At 44.8% G+C, this 18,923-nt stretch carries 21 protein-coding genes; 4 read left to right on the forward strand and 17 right to left on the reverse strand.

What is annotated here, in order from left to right; all coding sequences use genetic code 11:
• Positions 1–2: 2 nt before the first annotated feature.
• The 7 genes from MKY01_RS20070 to MKY01_RS20100 all read right to left on the reverse strand — a co-directional run bounded on the left by MKY01_RS20070 (position 3) and on the right by MKY01_RS20100 (position 8,313).
• On the reverse strand, positions 3–3,857 hold the full coding sequence (locus MKY01_RS20070) for a hypothetical protein (RefSeq protein ID WP_339283286.1): 3,855 nt from the start codon (positions 3,855–3,857) through the stop codon (positions 3–5).
• A gap of 67 nt (positions 3,858–3,924) precedes the next feature.
• Positions 3,925–4,257: a hypothetical protein gene (locus MKY01_RS20075; RefSeq protein ID WP_223199730.1), complete on the reverse strand. Its 333-nt coding sequence runs from the start codon at positions 4,255–4,257 to the stop codon at positions 3,925–3,927.
• A gap of 20 nt (positions 4,258–4,277) precedes the next feature.
• Positions 4,278–4,757: a hypothetical protein gene (locus tag MKY01_RS20080; RefSeq protein WP_339186672.1), complete on the reverse strand. Its 480-nt coding sequence runs from the start codon at positions 4,755–4,757 to the stop codon at positions 4,278–4,280.
• Between the two features lie 128 nt (positions 4,758–4,885).
• Entirely contained in the window at positions 4,886–5,707 is an 822-nt protein-coding gene (locus MKY01_RS20085; protein ID WP_339283287.1) for a hypothetical protein, read from the reverse strand.
• 255 nt (positions 5,708–5,962) lie between these two features.
• Complete coding sequence (locus MKY01_RS20090; RefSeq protein WP_339283288.1) at positions 5,963–6,601, reverse strand: hypothetical protein; 639 nt, start codon at positions 6,599–6,601, stop codon at positions 5,963–5,965.
• Positions 6,585–7,676, reverse strand: a complete 1,092-nt coding sequence (locus tag MKY01_RS20095; protein WP_339283289.1) for a glycosyltransferase — start codon at positions 7,674–7,676, stop codon at positions 6,585–6,587. Before MKY01_RS20095 ends, MKY01_RS20090 begins: the two co-directional genes overlap by 17 nt.
• Positions 7,654–8,313 carry a hypothetical protein gene (locus tag MKY01_RS20100; RefSeq protein ID WP_253501509.1) on the reverse strand — a complete coding sequence of 220 codons (660 nt, stop codon included), beginning with the start codon at positions 8,311–8,313 and terminating at the stop codon, positions 7,654–7,656. The genes MKY01_RS20095 and MKY01_RS20100 overlap by 23 nt, the downstream gene beginning before the upstream one ends.
• A gap of 190 nt (positions 8,314–8,503) precedes the next feature.
• Between MKY01_RS20100 and MKY01_RS20105 the strand changes: the two genes are divergently transcribed.
• The 4 genes from MKY01_RS20105 (at position 8,504) to MKY01_RS20120 (ending at position 10,471) form a co-directional block, all read left to right on the forward strand.
• Positions 8,504–9,244: a GT-D fold domain-containing glycosyltransferase gene (locus tag MKY01_RS20105; RefSeq protein ID WP_127550998.1), complete on the forward strand. Its 741-nt coding sequence runs from the start codon at positions 8,504–8,506 to the stop codon at positions 9,242–9,244.
• Between the two features lie 184 nt (positions 9,245–9,428).
• Positions 9,429–9,698 carry a hypothetical protein gene (locus MKY01_RS20110; RefSeq protein WP_036607821.1) on the forward strand — a complete coding sequence of 90 codons (270 nt, stop codon included), beginning with the start codon at positions 9,429–9,431 and terminating at the stop codon, positions 9,696–9,698.
• A gap of 175 nt (positions 9,699–9,873) precedes the next feature.
• Positions 9,874–10,101: a hypothetical protein gene (locus MKY01_RS20115; RefSeq protein ID WP_076328272.1), complete on the forward strand. Its 228-nt coding sequence runs from the start codon at positions 9,874–9,876 to the stop codon at positions 10,099–10,101.
• 181 nt (positions 10,102–10,282) lie between these two features.
• Entirely contained in the window at positions 10,283–10,471 is a 189-nt protein-coding gene (locus MKY01_RS20120; protein ID WP_339283291.1) for a hypothetical protein, read from the forward strand.
• Between the two features lie 24 nt (positions 10,472–10,495).
• Here the strand turns inward: MKY01_RS20120 and MKY01_RS20125 are convergent, their stop codons facing one another.
• The 10 genes from MKY01_RS20125 to ribD all read right to left on the reverse strand — a co-directional run bounded on the left by MKY01_RS20125 (position 10,496) and on the right by ribD (position 18,784).
• Positions 10,496–11,263, reverse strand: a complete 768-nt coding sequence (locus tag MKY01_RS20125) for an N-acetylmuramoyl-L-alanine amidase (protein WP_339283293.1) — start codon at positions 11,261–11,263, stop codon at positions 10,496–10,498.
• Positions 11,260–11,685: a phage holin family protein gene (locus MKY01_RS20130; RefSeq protein WP_036607828.1), complete on the reverse strand. Its 426-nt coding sequence runs from the start codon at positions 11,683–11,685 to the stop codon at positions 11,260–11,262. Before MKY01_RS20130 ends, MKY01_RS20125 begins: the two co-directional genes overlap by 4 nt.
• Positions 11,686–11,846: 161 nt before the next feature.
• Positions 11,847–12,329: a GerW family sporulation protein gene (gene ytfJ / locus MKY01_RS20135; protein WP_036607830.1), complete on the reverse strand. Its 483-nt coding sequence runs from the start codon at positions 12,327–12,329 to the stop codon at positions 11,847–11,849.
• A gap of 147 nt (positions 12,330–12,476) precedes the next feature.
• Positions 12,477–13,208 (reverse strand): DUF2953 domain-containing protein, encoded by a 732-nt coding sequence (locus tag MKY01_RS20140; protein WP_339283295.1) that lies wholly within the window; start codon positions 13,206–13,208, stop codon positions 12,477–12,479.
• Positions 13,209–13,585: 377 nt separating this feature from the next.
• Entirely contained in the window at positions 13,586–14,242 is a 657-nt protein-coding gene (scpB, locus tag MKY01_RS20145; RefSeq protein WP_127551004.1) for an SMC-Scp complex subunit ScpB, read from the reverse strand.
• Positions 14,211–15,011, reverse strand: a complete 801-nt coding sequence (locus tag MKY01_RS20150; RefSeq protein WP_127551006.1) for a segregation/condensation protein A — start codon at positions 15,009–15,011, stop codon at positions 14,211–14,213. Before MKY01_RS20150 ends, scpB begins: the two co-directional genes overlap by 32 nt.
• A gap of 104 nt (positions 15,012–15,115) precedes the next feature.
• A complete protein-coding gene (gene ribE, locus MKY01_RS20155) occupies positions 15,116–15,583 on the reverse strand; it encodes a 6,7-dimethyl-8-ribityllumazine synthase (RefSeq protein WP_017687651.1) in 468 nt (155 codons plus the stop codon).
• Positions 15,584–15,685: 102 nt separating this feature from the next.
• The gene (locus tag MKY01_RS20160; RefSeq protein ID WP_076318983.1) at positions 15,686–16,918 is read right to left on the reverse strand and encodes a bifunctional 3,4-dihydroxy-2-butanone-4-phosphate synthase/GTP cyclohydrolase II; all 1,233 of its coding nucleotides are present in this window, start codon (positions 16,916–16,918) and stop codon (positions 15,686–15,688) included.
• A gap of 32 nt (positions 16,919–16,950) precedes the next feature.
• Positions 16,951–17,619 (reverse strand): riboflavin synthase, encoded by a 669-nt coding sequence (gene ribE, locus MKY01_RS20165; protein ID WP_127551008.1) that lies wholly within the window; start codon positions 17,617–17,619, stop codon positions 16,951–16,953.
• A 61-nt stretch (positions 17,620–17,680) separates the two neighbouring features.
• The gene (gene ribD / locus MKY01_RS20170; RefSeq protein WP_164783406.1) at positions 17,681–18,784 is read right to left on the reverse strand and encodes a bifunctional diaminohydroxyphosphoribosylaminopyrimidine deaminase/5-amino-6-(5-phosphoribosylamino)uracil reductase RibD; all 1,104 of its coding nucleotides are present in this window, start codon (positions 18,782–18,784) and stop codon (positions 17,681–17,683) included.
• Between the last annotated feature and the right edge of the window lie 139 nt (positions 18,785–18,923).

Raw genomic sequence — 18,923 nt, forward strand, 5'->3', positions numbered from 1 at the left:
TTTTATCTGGGGATATGATTACTTCCCATTCCCGCACCAACATTGCTGGCCATTCGGTTTGCAATACCAGGACTGTTCTGCCGTAGTGTCTTGTCCAACGTAGATGTAAGTCTCTCCACATCTTTTGTGCTGCCTGTCATATTATCGATGTTCACATGAACCGTAACATCCCCCGAGCCAACCATCACACTTTTATGTGTATTGTTCGTCGTCATGTAGTCAAAGTAATCCATGACCTTAAGACCTGCTGGAATGTTGAAAGAAGATATCGGTTTATCCATTTTTTTGCTAATTTCATACAAATTTTTGGACTGTTCTACACCCAATGCCTGGATTTGTTTAAAAATCTCCATATATTCATTTGATCCTGGTTTAAACAAACCACTATTCAGCAGATTCTTCCAATCTTGCTTGATCGAACTTATTTGTGAGTTCATTTCAGATGCACGGGATTTGTTCAATGCAATTAATTCTGGTGCATCTTCCTTCCCCCCATTAGCCGTAAGAAGATCATACATTCGTTTATCATAATCCAACTGCGTCAACTCAAACTGATCATTCATCTTGCGTCTAAGCTCATCAATCTGGCTGTTTTTAACACCATTCAGTTCAAGCTCTGATTGTGCCTTCTGCTGTTTCTTCTCATTGATCTCCAGGCCCAGTTCATCTTTATCCTTACCTTCAGCCATCTTGTCGTACGTCTTCTGTAAACTTGCAATGGCCTTATCGAAGAACTTGATATTCTCTTGCAAATATTTCTCCATTAGCGCGCGCATCTGACCAGAATCTTCGCGAACACCACTAATCAACAGACGGGATCGAGTGACTTGGTAATTGGTTTCGTTATCACTTGTCGATTTGTTAAGCTGCCGATTAATCTTGGCGATCATTTCATCAATACCATTGCTTTGCGGCTGTGGCCTATAACCGTTAGCAATAGTTCCTATTCCACCCGCAGCAGGAATATACTGCATTTGAGGTTGAATGTATTGTATCTGCGGTTGTTGTTGTTTGTTGTCCCCAGGCGGTTTTCCAGACTCTTTATCCATTTGAATCTGGGCTTCTTTTTTCTCCTGCTTATAGTTGTATTCCTTGCCCAGTTTCTTCTCAACTGCATCTCCGCCGTCTTCGCTCCATACCGCCTTAAATCCCTTCCAGTAGTCCCCGAACTTGTTATTCGTTGCATTGTTACCAAATAGGCTGCTGATTCCTCCCTTAACAACTGCATCCATTCCAAGGTTAAGGCCTTTCCACACTTTACCTACAACTGAAGACTGCTCCATATCTTTAAAATCCTTGGCCAGTTCCTCTTTATTTGTTGCACGAATACTTTGCTTCTCCGCTTCTGACTTACCCATATTACTCAGCGGATCAACAAGACCGGACACTACATCCACAGCAGTCATGGCAGCCCCAAGATAAGGAACGGCTTTTAGGGGTTTCAGTATAGACTTACCGAACTTGCCGAGCTTTGCTAATTTCCCTGGAATGTCTCCTTTTTTCTTACGCTCGCTTGTAATATCACGTTGGGTAAGGATATCTCCAGGGGTTCCATCAGGTTTATCTGGACCTCTTAGTACGTTCCCGTCCTTGTCACGAATAGGTGCATGACCGTTAAAAAATGCTTTTTTACTACCGACTTCTTTCATATCTTCGAATCTCTGTTTTATCCCTCGTCGCTTCGGCTTGTCCTTCTTCTTCTTCTCTGAACCAAAATCCATAACTTCCTCAATCTTTGATTTAGCCATATCCTTAATAACGTCATTGATAAAATCTTGATGTCTCTCTAAAAAAGGCTTGTTTGCTGAGTCTTCCTTGTCATCCTTAACAGGGGATCCAGGGGATCCAACACTTCCTGCACCTTGAGTAACTAACAATCCTCCTGGACCACTCATCATACTCGCGAGCTGAACCTGTTCAAGTTCCTTCAGTTTGGATATGTATGCTGTAGCATCGATCATGCCTTGTCTAAAAGAAGCATTTAACTCATTGACTTCGGTTCTCAATGTGGAGAGAACATCATTCAATAGAGTTGACTGTTTACGCAACTTCTGGATCTCGGATTCGTACCGTTGAACATCGGTTGAACCGTATGTAAACTCAGCATTAAGGAAATACAACTTATTTCGTAGTTCAACCGCATCGAGGTCCATGTCATCCATCGCCATCATCAAAACTCTAGCTTGGTGTTCAAGTTGCATCATTGCTCTACTCGTGTCATCCAACTCTCGCCCTAGAAACTCAAGGCTTCGCTTCGTCTTTGCAATCTGAATATCGAGTGAATGCATTTCTTCTCGCAACAGAAGAAGTTCTCGACTATACGTTTTGACTCGCTTCTCAGCTTCGTCACGTTCTTCTGCATGAATGGAAGAAGCCGCTGTATCCCCATCTTGTATAGCCTGATTGTACATTTTATGTTGATGATCTCGGTTAGTCCGAGCCTGAAGTACCTCACCTTGCTTGGCTGCGGCCCTACTTTGAATTTCTGTTCTGCGATGATCCAGAGTCTGTAGACGACTCTGCTGTCTGCCCATTTCTTGCGCTACACCAGCACGTTGCACATCCCTGACTCGAAGTGGCTCGGGAACGTTGCTCCCCGTATTTTCGACTTCCCCTGGATCCGCATTTGTAGCACGGTATCGCTTCTGATCGCCTTCATTCATCACTTCACCGAACTTATCCCACGCAACCTGAACACCGACTTCATCCATAATTCGGTTAAGCAATTCCATATGATCAACAATGCCACCCGTACGATCTCCAATTAACCGCATGACTGCGATAAGATAATCGCCCAGCTCGGCAAATTCCTCTTTCAACCCTTGCATCGCCTCATGTGTTGCAATCTGAAATGCGATTTCGATCTCTCGTTGTCGGAATTGAAGGTTGTCTCTACTACCGGTGCGCTGATGGATCGACGCGTTTGCATCCGTAGCCTTCACTTGTTCAGCAAGAAGATCGAATCTAACTCGATTCGATGCAAAGCCCTGCTGAGGATGATCTCCTTTTGACTGAACCAACAATCCAGCCTTGCTAATCCAGTTGGCTAATGCATCCTCTTGTGCAAGCGTTCCATCAGGATTACCAACCATTGGAAGGGTTTGACGCATCATATCCATCAAGTCCTGAATGCCAACATCCAACATCGTTGAAGCTCTGATCATCATGTCTGTGACTTGGGACAGATCAAAGCTACTGCTTCCCCATGCCGGAGTAACAGCTTCCAGACCTGTTGCCGTCTGTTCTACATCCATATTGCCCACTGAATACAGCTTGGCTACTTCTTCAGCAAACGCTACAGCTTCAGATGAATGATCATAATTACGAGAACCAATGCGATAGGCAAGACCTACATCTTCCTGATCCATACCATGTTGCAGTGCAATTTGTTGCAGATTTTTGACCGTTCCGGTTTGTGTGAATTGCCCACTGTCATTTGTTGTGCCAGACGATCTAAGCTCCATATTTTGGTCGGCCCGGCTCATCTGTTGATCCATCTGCTGCGACGAGTCAAGGGATTTCTTGAGTAATGTTGTTGAATACCCCTTGGTTTCACCTGCTGAAATATATTTCATCGTATTCATCACGGAGTCTATCAACCCCTGCGAGCCAGCTGCAGATACATCCTTCATTTCACTGAACGCTCCACGATAAAAGTGCTCCAAATCGGTAGTCAGTGTTTCAATCATTTGCGACTGCATATCACTTCTGATTGTCTCCACTCGTCTAATCAGTGTGCTAACGCCTGAAGCGGAACTCTCTTTCAGTACTGCGTTTTGTCCAGTTAATTGATCCTTATCCGTTAATATTTCTTGTGTTAAGGAATGTTTATCTCCTTGTCCTTCTGTTTCAGTCAAAAGAATCACCGCCTTTATGCATAAATCCCGTTCTACCTTCATTTAGGCAAAACGGGATATCTCTCTCTTATCCTCCGAGCGCTTGTGCAAGCATACCGATATCATCTTCTGATATCTCCGTGTAATCCTCGTCATTGAAGGTTCTTTTACGTCTGACGGTCCCATCTTCTTCAACTTCCTCGCCCCCACCGCCACCGAACATGCGAAGAGGTGCTGTCATAAGTTCAACCTCAAATTGAATATATTTCTCGGCTGACTTGCACAGCTCCGCAACCTGAGGGAGTGTGTACTCCCAAATCTCCCACTTGTTCAGCCCACAGTGTTTATGGAGGGTGAAGAAGATTTCTCCCCAGTGAACAGGTTCCTGTGTTTCCGTATCACGGATTTCGGTTCCCTCCAAAGACTCCCCCTCGGTGCGTTCTACTTTTTTAAACCATTGAGTCCAATGAGCAAATCAATGACTTTGCGAGCTGTGTTCAGATCAAGGTACTCATCCAGATACTCTCGATTGATGGTATACTCACCATGCTCATCTTTGGTAACGATATGTGGATAGTTTTTGAATGCCATTGCCAATACATCAAATAAATCCTGCTGCCGCTTTTCATCCAGTTCATCATTCTCAGTCGGAATGAAGTTAAGAATAATGGCATCGATATTCACCGTTTTTAGCAACTTCATCAGACGGCGGGCATCCTTCAGGTTACATGGCGGAATACGATATTTCCGTCGATCCCGCAGCGTAATAATCTCATCATCTTCAAAGAATGCACGCTCAGCAGCTTCCACTTCCTCCGGAGTCACCCGTTTGTTTTCCGGATCATCTTTGATTCGTTTCGCCGCTTCCTCATTCAGCTTTTCCGCAAGCTCACGCTCGGATTTTTCTTGTTCTGTTTCCATGAATTTAAAGACCTCCCCAGGACATTCTCCCCCATATAATAAAAAGCCTGGCAAGGCAAGGCTCTGTGAAGGGGAGGACACAGATGCCGTTTGATACCTTGCCAGGAGCAATCAACCTTATTTAGATATTAGATCTTGCTTGGTGCGCTGAAGCGTTTGATACTGCCGATTTTTCCATCAGCACGTTCAGGGTCAAGAATCTGCAAAGAGATTGCAGATGCAGAAGCGGCAGCGCGCTGGGCATTGATGCTGAATGTACCTTTTGCACGGCACATGTACAGCTCGGTTTCAACACCTGCATACGAACCATCTTTTTGCTGGAACGTCCCGTGATGAACGACAGAGATTGGGAATGGTACTTCGTCAACCAACAGGTCAACCATGTCTACAGTTTCTTCACGTTTGTAGTTCAGCACAATCTCCTTATCGATATGGACCGCATTCAGGATGACTACACCATTTGCTTCGTCGTAGAAGAACGCATTTGGTTCCACGGCTGTTCCTTTAGTAGTGAGTTGTTTCAGCAATGTGTTGGAATCTTTGAGACGAACCGTGATGCCACCGTTGCTTCCATAGATTTTACTTGCATATTTTGGCTTGGCTTCAGCAAAGCCAGAATTGGATACGCCTGCCGCCACTGTAGACTGCTCATTCAGCACCCATACATAAGACTTCACTTGCTCTTGTACCGTTGAACCCATCATCAGCTGGATCGCATCCAGATCGAACTTGGCGTCTGTTGCCGATACTTCAATCGATTTGGACTTCACCAGTACATCAATGGCGAACAGACCGTCACCACCAAAGATGTCCTCAAGCTCCACGTTAAGGTCAATTTTCAGATCTTGCAGAGTACCCAGGGTAACTACCTCAATTTCGCCCATCGGATCTTTTGGAAGGCGTTTAGCCATAAACGTACCTACACCTTTGATAATCATTTTTTTAGCCATTGAACAGTCCACTCCTTAGGATAGTATGTAATTTTAGCTACTGAGACTTGCTTAAGCCGGGATCAGGTTAATTGACTTGATGATCGGGAGATCCATTTCGTTTAACCCGTCTGGCTGTTCGCCGTCTCTGCTTTTTATAGTGTAGAACGCTATCTTCAATCCCTAACGATAATGTAAACGAAATATATTGAAGCACGATTAGCCCCGTCATCTTTGCAAAAGGAAAAGGCCTATATACGATCAAAGAAAAGACCCCTACATTAGAGGGGCCATTCTGTTTGGCAAAGCATCTATAATTTGCGCTACCTGTTCTGCACGTTCCTTGATCTCAAAATCATCGGCAGTAACCAGATGAACATGCGAGCAATATTTGCCATGCTCATAGATTCTCTCGGGTGTAATGAAGACAACGTCAGCAACAGCTTCCATCTTGTGTTTGTGCTTCTCGTACTGATCCGGATCAGTCAACGAATCAAATACGACTAGATCAGGATATGCTGTCTCGACAGAACTTGCCAGCCGGCTATCGTTCACCCAGTAGATCACGCGATCACCCTGAAACAGCGTACGGACATTCTGGCCCACACGGGCTACAACAAAGTTTGGAATCTCCGGATATGGATACTCCAAGGCATCAACCTGATAGAACTCATCACTGGAGTTGATATATATTACATTGTAGCCTACTTCCGCGAGTGCTTTTAACAGCCGTTGTGGTCGACGCCCGAATCGTTCACTATGGAAATCGATCGCAGGCAGATATACAATCGTTGTATCCGTGTTTGGGGTATATGTCGTAACATTGAACTCCGTCGCGTCAATCTCTATTTCTTCAAGCTCAATTGTCGGTGTAGTCGGTTGGCTACCAAACATTCGTTTAAATATATTTCTCATTTCTCATACCTCCTATGACCTGATTAATCATCTTCACGGCATCCATTGCCCTGCCATCCCAGCTATTAGACTTAGCCACCCTTACTCTTGCCGCAATTTTGGAAGCACTATTCTCACGAATCGCTTTCTCCAACATCAATCCACAATTATGCTGATTCATAAAGTAAGTTACATCGCTGTACTTATGAACAATTTCCTCCATACGCGTTGTCAACACAGGTTTGCCCGCTGACAAATATTCGTAATACTTGATTGGATCGCAGCCACGGATCATCTCTGTCAGCTTGAATGGCACGATACAGACATCGAATTGAGCAATGTAGGCGGGAAGCACCTTATAATCTTTGTGCGGAAGACAAGTCACATTGGGATGCACAATATTTTTTTGATAGAGGGCATTGTTTCCAATCAAAACAACATGATAACCTTTATCTGCAATAGCGGTAATCAGCGAATAATCCACCCACGATGCCATTGCACCGTGGAAACCCACAATCTTTTGCCCTTCATGAACATCGGGGAAGTCCGCCGGTTTGGGCAGAATTGCCCGCGCTTTCTCAAAATGTTGGTAATCTGCCCCGTTAGGGCACATAAAGATTGGTTTTCCGTCATGTTTATGTGCCTCGTACATCACCTTGGCAGTCGTGGCAATAAGATCTGCACGGTCAAAACATTTCGGGATGTAGGATTTCCACACAGCAAACTCATCAGCCGAATTATCCAGGTAATCAAATACGGTAAAATCAAACTTCCGTCCATCCGAATAATTGTACTGACCTGGATTCGAGAACCAGAGTACCTTCTTTCCTTTCACCAGGTGATCGTAGTTCACACCTTTCTGCACAAGGAACAGATCCTCATTTAACTTTTCAATCGGGCGGGTCTGCTTTCTGTAGGTTTCTTCATTGATAAAGATAGCCCGTATACCTGGAATATTAGAGAAGGCGGTCATCAATTGCTGAGGACGTTGGAACAAGAGGTTCCAGTCAAGTGCGGGCGGGTAGACAATGGTCATTTCTATACTTTCAAAAACCGGATTTTCTCGTTGTTTTCTACGAAGCAGCCAATTGAGCAATCAACTCCACCCCTTCCGCATAGGCATGAACGGGACGCAACCGAGTATCTACAAACAGTTCAAACCCCAATCTTCTAGCTTGCTCACAAAATGGTGCATCTTCACCTGTTGGATGGGAACCATATCGAACCCCTGCTTCGATCACTTCACGCTTAATCAAATATACGGCACCTGTCAGTTCTACCGGGAACAAACCCGCTTTGAATTCAGATATATGTTTTCCGCCGATCATGGCATTATGAGCCTTCAACTTTGGGTGATTCCGTATAAGCATGGCGCATATATCTTTGTCATTATCCATTAACTGCCGTAGGCTACCCTCAGGAATGATGATATCCGTATCAATTGAGAACAGATAATCACAGTCCGATTTCAGAAACTCATCCAGAAGCATATTCCTCAACAACGCCAGGTGGTGATAGGAATATTGTCCACGTATATAACCATATGTTCTCCCCAGATTATGAGTCAGATAAGGAATCTGATGACAATCAAGGATATGCTCCGTCTGATCTTCACTATCATTCAGGATGTACATATAATGCTTCTGCACTGCTTGTTGCTCAAGTGATTGCAAGTGCCGTTCCATAATCCAAGCCCGGTTACGTACAGGACTACCTATAAATACGTTTTTCACAGTCCATCCCCTCTCCCTTTTTACATAGTCTAGACTGTTGCTCAATAACCTTCGCACATTGAACTAAAAAGGAGTGATTCCTCAAAAGAAGAGAGAGAACGAAGCATTTTTCCTATTCTAGTACAGAAGGAGTTGATGAATATGTATACCAAAAAAACCATTATTCACACATGGAAAGAAGGTGACAAGCATGCTGGGGAGTGTAGAATTAATCCACAACTGGTTCCAAATGGCCTCTGATGGAGAAGCCCATGCTTCTGTCCGATTTGGGGATGCTTCCAACACCATTCTGGCCCACGATACCGTTCTGACTATGGATTTCATTAAGTCTCATTACGGCTGGTTGAACGACCCTACCTATTGCGGGATAACCTTACCCAATGCAAGTGCGAGGGAAATTATCGTACACTGCCTGCGAAAAGCGGATTACGTCGGACATCTGACCCAGACAGATCACTGGTATTTCAAGCCGTTATTCGATATGTGCCTTGCATATTACAAAGTTGAGCCCAGAGAGACCTTCTATGCTTTTGAGAATAATTACATCGCCCGATTCAAGTTATTCTATGAAACATTCAAGACCATGCCTATTCTGATCTGCGGAGCCAAGGCCGAGCAATATCGAGAAGTTCTGGAGCGGAGATACGGGTGGACAAGCATCGTGGGAACGGTGGACTGCCCCTCGTGGTCTCATGTGAGCACAGCATCCAAACAAATGGAACATATCTACCAACAGACACCGTGGAAGCTTGCTCTGGTATGTGCAGGTGCACCCGGCAAGGTACTGGTTATTAAGGCCAAAGAACTGCAAACCGTAGGTGTTGACTTTGGTTCCGGAGCAGATGTTGCCATTCAAGCCGACAGCGAAAATCTGAACGCATGGGATTACAACGGATTTCCTGATTATTGGGAAGGCAGACCCAAAAAATGACCCTCTCCGGGTCTTTTTTGCTGGATAAAACTATGATTCCAAATCCGATTTTATTGACTTAGTAGCTGTTGATAATTTAAACTATCTGCCTTATTATTGTTAAGATAACTCCTAATCTAACCTGGTTTAAACTTGCATGAAGAGGAGCTCTGCTAAGATATTCAAACCGTTGGAGGGAAATGTAATGGCGTACTCGCAGTCAAAGACCGAAATTGTAGCAACTCATTTACGAACAAGATTTATGGAAGGTAACGTAGAGGGACATGAGATCGTTGTTGCCTTGATCAGTATGGTCAAAGCTGAGAAGATTAATTTAGATGAGGTTGCCCCTATTCTCTCTACAGTCTTTTTTGAACAACCACAAGGTATTCTATTGGCGCTCGAAAAAGCAAGCACTCTGATTGATGATGAATTAATTGATTCCATTCTCCACGAAGTAAACGAAAAAGCTTAATCTTACATACAAAAGGAGAGCTTATCATCAGATTTTAATTTACAACAACCAGTTATTCTCTCCACACTTTTAGATTGAATAGATTCATCACTGAGAAATTGGAATTTCTCGTTATTTTCTGTCCTCCTCTGCTTATTCTAGTAGTATTACGAAGGAGGGGACACCAATCGAGACAGTGAATAAAGCCATTTTATTTTTAACTGTTATTGAAACCATGCTTGAAGCACTCCACCATACAGAAGTAGATCAGACAGAACTTGTGGATTCGCTTGTCATGTTAGGTTTTGATCCCATTGAGATGTTGTACGAGACAAATACCATTAGATCTTTCCAAAAGATATGCAGGGCTTTCGCAGAACTCCATCTTACAGATGAGGCCCTGGACACGTTCTCAAAAGAGTAGTTACATAAGCAGAACCCCACATCACATTCGACGTGGGGTTCTGCTTTTTTTTGAATTTTGAACCCGTTTTGAACCGGATCAGCTTAACCTTCCCCATCCTGCCTCGTATAGGTCATCTAGGGACCATGGATATCTCCATCGCCCCTGTTGACTCTGACTTAATAAACGAAAGGATGGTTGTATGAGCTCACCCACACCAATATATGTGATCGAAACAAATCAACTCGCTGTTATTGGAGTCGTCGATGAATCATCGATTCAAACCCAATATGAACTTGAGTATCCTGACCATATCGTGATTATACAACATTTTTATTTTTTGAAAGATCCAGCACACTTTAACTCCTGGTTAACAAGCAGACAGGCATAACCTCTATCTGAGATGTACTTTGGGTCAGGACTTTTTACGTCTGCGCTCATCAATTAAAACCTTCAGTAACAGTAACTCTCCATAGGTTAACTTCTTCTTGCGTACCTTCTCTACCCATGCCCAATCTTCAATCACCTTGTCGTTGTAGGCATCTCCAATGTACTGATCAAGTTCATTCCAGGCCCATTGTGCGTAATTAAGAACGGTATTCATATCATCATCCTCCGTGACTGCTACTTCTTGTAGTAGGTTTAATTTTATATGTACTGCTTGCTTAAATCTTTCATATTCACCTGGTTGTTTAATCCATGGCAGCGGGCATTCCTTCCATCCAACCACTTCTTTATGTGTGAAGAAGACGGGTGGAAAGCCCCGTTCCCTGATTAGGTATACCGCGAGGTCTACAACGTTATTAAATGTATCTTCATGAATACTGCCATCCTTTTCAATGCACATCTCAATGCCTACTGTACTATTGTTCGGATATGTCCCAAGTTTGGCTAGCGCTTCCTTCGTGTATGTTGCACTCCCGCAGTGGTAGGCCAGTTCATCATCCGGTAGACTGTTATATATCGAAGTTCGATCTACCGAGAAGTGCGCGCTTGCATAACGACCTTTCACTGCTTTATTGGAATCCTGCTGTGCCAAACTTGCAAAGTATTTGCTAATGTTCTTCGCGGGCGCTCCGGGAGAAGCCGTATAATGCATCACAATTCCACGTTTCGCTTTTAATTTCAGTCCGGCCCGACTGTATTTATTCACAGGTATGTAATCCTTATTGATCTGTATCATGACATCTTCTCCTTATCTTCAACTTGATCTTCATTCCCTCGAAGCTTAAAGAGTGCTGAAGTGATAAACTTCGGTACAGGCAGGCCCAGTTTCCCCATGTTCTCCAAAATACTGATTCCTTCGGTACCAATGATGAACATTAACATCGCATCTCTCATAAAATCATTGGAATTGCCTGCAACCATATCCAGTTGATGTGCAATAATGACAAAAACAAATGTCAATGACTTACGAGCAAGCCCCCACCATCCAACCCTGCTGGATAACTCCTTCCTATACCATGCAGACAGCACCCCTGTGATGTAATCCAGCCCCACAAAGATGGTCACGGCAATAAACAGGTGATCAATTCCTCCTACCAAATACACGACTGCCGATAGCAGCCAGCCAAACAAAACCATAAACACGGTATCTCTGTGCATTAACGTTCCCCCTTTAATAACCTATTTCATGTCTAGGTTAGGCGGATCATAGACATAAGTCTCATGCAATACGGAAACCTCCGAAAAAACACTCACCATCTGCTATACAAACAGCAAAAATCCCTCACGCTTGGATGCGGGAGGGATCATGACGAAATGATTCAGCTGTAGGTTGATGGATCTGGTGTAACTGGTACACCTGTTGTATTCGTTGGTGTTGTATTCCGTTGGAACATGCCTTGAATTCGGTCCAAAACATAAGGGGTGGAGTCAATGAGTTTCTCAAACAGATGTGTGGAGTTATCGAGTGGTACAATGTGTACCCCCTGTTTACCTACCACCAGGAACGCAATAGGACGTATGGATACACCGCCGCCACTACCGCCACCAAATGGAGAAGCTACTTTAGCTGAACTCGCATGTTCAGCAGAGGTACCCGTAGCACCACTTTTGCCACTACTTTCTCCATTAACGTGAAAATCACTACCACCGGCAGCAAATCCGAATCCCACCTTACTGATTGGCAGAATCACGGTACCATCTGGTGTTTCGACTGCATCGCCAACAATTGTATTGACATCCACCATGGCCTTGATATTTTCCATTGCGGTTTCCATTAAGCCTTGAATTGGATGATCTGACATTTAAATTCCCTCCAGTTTCAATGTAAGCTAGGTTTGATCTAACCATATCATCCCCAAACTTGAAGGGACTTATGTAATAAGCATTTTAAATACACTCACCAAATCCCAACCTTACATTCCCAAAAACAGACCGACTATGATGGGTTTTTATACTGTTGTCCCACTAAGTTTCTTCTTTTGCTTCTCCTTATGCCTGCGGCGCTGTTCCTGAAGAAGCTTGAACCACATCCGCCATCCGCCTTCGACTTGAAGCACACGGGTGAGTAGTGTAACTCCAGCGATTAGGACGGCTGTAATCCGAATTTTCACTCTGAAATCGAGCTCCGTTCTAAATTCCATTTCATCAGACCATACCGGCATAACCTGAAGCACAGGTGTCTCATCAAAGCGGATCTGATAGGTGAGAAAACCAATAATAATGGACTTGACACTCCACACCCAGCCCGTCAGCACCGCTGTATATGCTGCATCACCAACGCCGATGTGGGTAGCCCAGGACAGTTGGGTCATATGTACGCGTGTAAGTGTTTGCTTCAGCCACAGCTTGAGCGCGTCCGTTGCCCTAAGCATAATTTTTACATCTTTAGCCCACTTTTTGACTTTGCGTTTGTTGACCCGCTCGCTTCCCTGGGCCTCGCCTCTCGAATGATTCATGGATTGTTCGGTCTTGACCAGAAAACCTTCCTTCATATTGCGAAAAACAATACTCGGAATCTCATAGTTAATCCGCACAATTCCATAGAGAAGACGAACATTAATATTGGCGTAATCATCACTTTTATGTTTACTGAATGTAAAATGTACATGAACATTTGAGATGAGGACTGCGGCAATCAGCAATGCGAACAACAAACCGATTCCTCCAAGCCAAATCCACACAGGCCTTACCTCCAAGCCCTCAATTCTTTTCTCGTCTAGTATGGCACTCTGAATAGGAAAAAATTCACGTCTGACCTAAAAATCCCATTTCATATTTGTTTGGAATCGGTCCGTAACCTTTTATATACACAAATTGGACTAAAGATTAGTTACACTGGTCACTCCGATGACAGAATAACCTTCCGATCGCTGTTATCCCCAGATTTTTTTGATTCCCTTCTCTAAAGGGTAAGTCCGGGGATAAAGGCGAACACTCCGTTTCTTCAGATTATTTCTGTCCTCTCCGTTATGTGTAAAATCTTTAGTTCAATTTATCTAAAATAATTCACAAAAAAACCGACTCCACTGATGGGTGTCGGTTAGTATGAGCTTGCAAATTAGAGTGAAGAATCCGTATTATCGTCTTCGTTGTCAAATTGACTTGCATCATCTGTTGGATCAGCACTTTCCGGTTCCAGTTGTTGCAAATCCAGTTTGTTGAACAACAGTTGTGTCTCTTCTTCCAGGTTTTCCGAATCTTCGAACAAGCCCGGTTCCGGAAGGTCTTTAATTGAAGCCAGTCCGAAATAATCGAGGAATGACTTGGTTGTTCCGTACAGAATTGGTCGTCCGATCGCCTCGGCTCGTCCCACTTCAATAATTAGATCCTTATTCACAAGCGTATGGATGGCCCGCTCCGATTTTACACCGCGGATTTCCTCAATCTCTACCCGTGTAATGGGCTGCCGGTACGCTACAATAGCCAGCGTCTCCAGAGCCGCTTGGGATAAGGACGTACGCGCGGGAGAGTATGCCAGTTTCTCGAAATATACAGCGTGGTCAGGCAAGGTGCCCAACTGAACTACACCCGCGATCTTGAGAATCTGTACACCTCGTCCCTGCTGTGAAAATTCATGAATCATCTCCTCAATCGCGTCCGTTACAAGTTCCACTCGCTGGTCGACGATCTCGGCGATTTGTTTGATACTCAGACCTTCTTCTCCGGACAAAAACAGTAGGCCTTCAATAATCGATTTCAATTTCGGAAAATCCATGATTCTTTGTTTCCCCTCTCCACTCCATAACAATATCCTCAAACATCCGTTCCTGATAACAGACAATCTGCTTCATCTTCATCAGTTCCAGCACCGCCAGAAAAGTGACAACAATCTCATGGCGATAGATATGCTCATCCATCAACTTGGAGAATAACAGTCTGCCTCCCGGCCCCATACTTTCCAAAGCGCCGATGACATCCCGTATCCGGTCTTTAACCGAAATCTCATCCCGTTTGATTCGAGTTACAGTTGTGCGCTTCTCAGCCTTGCGTAGCGCCTTCTGAAAGGCTGCAATCAGGTCAGAGGTGTGTAAACCCTCAACCGGATTCGATTGGGCTTCTACGGGCATATAGGGGCGCAGATCCTCGGGCTCTTTGGAAAATATAAGGCTGCGTTCCCACTCCCGTTCATGAAGATGACGCGCAATTCCCTTGTACTTGCGATATTCTATCAGACGTGCAATCAGCTCTGCACGTGGATCATAATCTTCTTCTTCCATAAAATCATAATCCTCGAAGTCCTCAATGACCGGTGGTTTGGGCAATAAAAGTTTGCTCTTGATCGCCAGCAATGTTGCTGCCATGACCAGAAATTCACTCGTAATATCCAGTTCCAGTTCCTGCATCGAATGCAGATACGCCATGTATTGATCGGTAATATCGCTGATGGGAATATCCTGGATATGAATTTCAGCCTTATCAATCAGATGAAGCAGCAGATCCAAAGGCCCTTCAAAAGTCTCCAGTTTGTATGTAACTACCGTCACTAGACGAATCCTCCCGCCAGAAAAATACAAAACCCTGCTAAGCCGTCCGAATCCGGTTTCCCGTGTTCGTCTGCGCAAAGCAGGGCACTACTATTAAATAAGCACTATTTTAGCTGTTTCGTCAAGTTTGCCATCTCAATTGCCGCCGTAGCTGCATCCCAACCTTTGTTACCCGCCTTGGTTCCGGCACGTTCAATCGCTTGTTCAATATTTTCTGTTGTAACCAGTCCAAAGATTGTAGGCACGCCAGTTTTCAGGTTAATTGCTGCTACCCCTTTAGCCATCTCGTTGCACACATAATCGTAATGCGTAGTTGATCCACGAATAACGGTTCCCAGGGTAATCACCGCATCATACTTGCCGCTCTCCGCCATTTTCTGCGCAATCAAAGGGATTTCGAACGCACCTGGAACCCAGGCTACATCCACTTCATCATCCTGAACGCCGTGACGTTTGAATGCATCGAGTGCTGCGCTAAGCAATTTACTGGTAATGAATTCGTTAAAACGTCCAACGACAACTCCATATCTGGATCCTTCTGATACTAAATGTCCTTCAAAAAATTGTGGCATTCAAGTCATCTCCCTAACGGTATAATGTAATGTAAGTAACGGAAATCCCTAAGTAATCTCTTCCATAAATTACATGGTGAACGTTATTCATCTAAAATATATTTACTGTTCGTTCTGCTCGATATCATCAAACTTGAGCATATGCCCCAGCTTGGCTTGCTTGGTATGAAGATACACCGTATTGTCCTCGTTCTCCTCCATCTGGATCGCGACACGCTCTACCACTTCAAGTCCATATCCTTCAAGGCCTTTAATTTTACGAGGGTTGTTAGTTAACAGTCTGATCTGACGAACTCCAAGGTCTTTTAGAATTTGAGCGCCAATTCCGTAATCACGCAAGTCAGCAGCAAAACCCAAACTCAGGTTTGCGTCAACAGTATCCATACCTTCCTCTTGCAGCTTATAGGCTTTGAGCTTGTTGATCAGCCCAATCCCCCGACCTTCCTGTCTCATATATAACAGTACGCCATTGCCTTCCTCGTGAATCTGTTTGAGTGCCGCATCAAACTGCGGACCACAGTCACAACGATGCGAATGGAATACATCACCTGTCAAACATTCGGAGTGCACACGCACTAGCACAGGTTTCGAACCATCAATTTCTCCTTTGACCAGAGCCACATGTTCCTTATTGTCCACAGCGTTTGTATAAGCCACCGCTTGAAACTCACCAAAGTCCGTCGGCATACGCACAGCCACTTCACGTTGAACCAGCTGCTCTTTTTCGTTACGGTAACGAATCATGTCCTGAATACTGATCAGCTTCAGATCATGCTTGCGGGCAATCTCCTGCAGATCCGGAAGTCTGGCCATCGTGCCATCTTCCTTAATCACTTCACAAATAACGCCAGCAGGGTAGGAACCACACATGATAGCGAGATCTACAGCCGCTTCCGTATGTCCGGCACGACGAAGTACACCGCCGTCTTTTGCAATCAGCGGGAACATGTGACCAGGCTTACGGAAGTCCCCGGCTTTTGCCTCAGGATCGATTAGACCTTTCACGGTAATAGAGCGTTCATGTGCCGAGATACCTGTTGTTGTATCTTTGTGATCCACAGAGACGGTGAAGGCTGTTCCATGGAAATCCGTATTTTGTTGAACCATCGGTTTCAGGTTAAGTTCGTCCGCACGTTGTTGTGTAATCGGAACACAGACCAGACCTCTACCTTCAGTAATCATGAAATTAATGACTTCAGGCGTCGCCTTTTCGGCCAAAGCGATAAAATCGCCTTCATTCTCCCGATCTTCATCATCCACAACAATGACGGGTTTACCACGCATGAGATCATATATGGCTTCTTCTATTGTGTCCAGAATGGATTGTTCTGACATTGGTCCACCTCCAGTTAATTTCTGTTCTCTATTTATGCAAATCCGTGATTGGAGAGAAAATCTTCACTGATACTGCGCGGCTTGCCAGTACCCGTCTCCCGATGTCCTCTCCCATACTGGAGCAGATGATCCACATATTTGCCCAAAATATCGCATTCGATATTAATGGTATCCCCTGTCTTTTTCACATTTAGTACAGTTTCACCAATGGTATGCGGGATAATGGAAACCGTGAATGCGGTATCCGATGTATGGACAACGGTCAAGCTAATGCCATCCAGTGTAACCGATCCTTTGGGGATCAGATATTTGAACAACTGGTGATCATCAGGCTTGATCTCAAACACAATTGCATTCTGATCACGTGTTATACTGCCAATCACTCCAGTACCATCGACATGACCCTGAACGATATGTCCGCCAAAACGACCGCCTGATTGCATGGCCCGCTCCAGATTAACTTTACTGCCAGATTGCAGCTGACTGAGATTGGTATGGCGATAGGTTTCAGGCATTACATCGGCGGTAAAACCTCCACCTTCGAGCGTTGTCGCAGTTAAGCACACGCCGTTCACTGCTACACTATCACCAATCTTCAGATCGTCCATGATGGCGGAAGCTCCGATATTCAGGACCATCGCTTCGCCTTTCCGACCAATACGCCGGATCTGACCGACTTCTTCCACCAAACCGGTAAACATGCTGCCGCCTCCCTTTTTCAAGTTATAAAGAACCTAACTTTCTACTTTCAAATCCATTTATTTATTCAGGCCACACCGGAATACCGCCAATGCTGATATTATCTCCAACTTGTTCAATCTCCAACTGATTCAATTGAATCGCCTGATTCATACGTTCCACACCCTCGAAGCGGAAGCTTCCAGGTGTATCATAACCGCCTACAATCTTCGGAGCGATAAACATGAGCAGTCGATCAACCAACCGTGCCTCCAGCATAGCTCCATTCAAGGTACCTCCACCTTCAAGCAAAATTGAACCAATGTCACGCTCACCCAACTTGCTAAGTCCGTTTAACAGATCCACACGTGGTCCAGGACCACAGCGTATAATCTCGACGCCGTAGGCTTCCAAACGTTCAGCAGCTTCAGGACTGGCTTCGTCTGTTGTCAGCACCCATGTTGGAGCAAGACCATCCTTAACCATTTTGGCACCTACGGGAAGACGTAACTTGGAATCCACTACAATGCGCACTGGACTAATGCCTTCGACTTGCAAACGGGTTGTAAGTTCCGGATTATCGGCGATTACCGTGTCGACGCCAACCATAATTCCCTGGTGCCGATGACGAAGGGCATGCACAATCTCACGAGCGGGCTCGTTAGAGATCCACTTGCTGTCTCCGCTGCGCGTTGCAATTTTGCCATCCAAAGTAGTAGCCGTCTTCAGTGTCACGAAAGGTAGACCCGTTGTAATAAACTTAATGAATTTTTCATTCATGCGTCTTCCACGCTCACGCAGTACGCCAACTTCAACTTCAATGCCTTGTTGACGAAGCATGCTTATACCCCTGCCGGATACTTGCGGATTTGGATCTTCACAACATACCACAACACGTTTCACCTTTTCATGAATCAGGCGTTCACTACAAGGTGGCGTCTTGCCATAATGACTACAAGGCTCAAGTGTAACGTATACCGTACTTCCTTCTGCATCACTGCCTGCCATGTTAAGTGCATGCACCTCTGCATGACCGGTTCCACGTTTCAGATGGCTCCCCAGGCCTACAATACGACCCTCTTTCACAACTACACATCCAACGACCGGATTAACCCCCGTCTGTCCCTGTGCTCGTTCCGCCATATCCAATGCCAGTGCCATATAAAATTCATCATTGATCATTTCCAAATCCGTTCACCCCGCGGTTTAAAGTCTTGTTTATTAAAAAATCCCCGTCGAACAATCAGTTCGATGGGGATGATGAGAGACAAATGTCACCAGCAGGAGTGAAATGGATACAGCACGCCAACACTTTGCCCAAAACTTC

This window comes from Paenibacillus sp. FSL R5-0486 (genome assembly GCF_037975155.1).
GTDB classification, from domain to species: Bacteria; Bacillota; Bacilli; order Paenibacillales; family Paenibacillaceae; genus Paenibacillus; species Paenibacillus amylolyticus.

Coding starts and splice junctions, on each gene's coding strand:
- MKY01_RS20080 (WP_339186672.1), bottom strand. CDS start 4,757: ATGGAAACAGAACAAGAAAAATCCGAGCGTGAGCTTGCGGAAAAGCTG.
- MKY01_RS20085 (WP_339283287.1), bottom strand. CDS start 5,707: ATGGCTAAAAAAATGATTATCAAAGGTGTAGGTACGTTTATGGCTAAA.
- MKY01_RS20090 (WP_339283288.1), bottom strand. CDS start 6,601: ATGAGAAATATATTTAAACGAATGTTTGGTAGCCAACCGACTACACCG.
- MKY01_RS20105 (WP_127550998.1), top strand. CDS start 8,504: ATGCTGGGGAGTGTAGAATTAATCCACAACTGGTTCCAAATGGCCTCT.
- MKY01_RS20110 (WP_036607821.1), top strand. CDS start 9,429: ATGGCGTACTCGCAGTCAAAGACCGAAATTGTAGCAACTCATTTACGA.
- MKY01_RS20120 (WP_339283291.1), top strand. CDS start 10,283: ATGAGCTCACCCACACCAATATATGTGATCGAAACAAATCAACTCGCT.
- MKY01_RS20125 (WP_339283293.1), bottom strand. CDS start 11,263: ATGATACAGATCAATAAGGATTACATACCTGTGAATAAATACAGTCGG.
- MKY01_RS20130 (WP_036607828.1), bottom strand. CDS start 11,685: ATGCACAGAGATACCGTGTTTATGGTTTTGTTTGGCTGGCTGCTATCG.
- ytfJ (WP_036607830.1), bottom strand. CDS start 12,329: ATGTCAGATCATCCAATTCAAGGCTTAATGGAAACCGCAATGGAAAAT.
- scpB (WP_127551004.1), bottom strand. CDS start 14,242: ATGGATTTTCCGAAATTGAAATCGATTATTGAAGGCCTACTGTTTTTG.
- ribE (WP_017687651.1), bottom strand. CDS start 15,583: ATGCCACAATTTTTTGAAGGACATTTAGTATCAGAAGGATCCAGATAT.
- MKY01_RS20160 (WP_076318983.1), bottom strand. CDS start 16,918: ATGTCAGAACAATCCATTCTGGACACAATAGAAGAAGCCATATATGAT.
- ribE (WP_127551008.1), bottom strand. CDS start 17,619: ATGTTTACCGGTTTGGTGGAAGAAGTCGGTCAGATCCGGCGTATTGGT.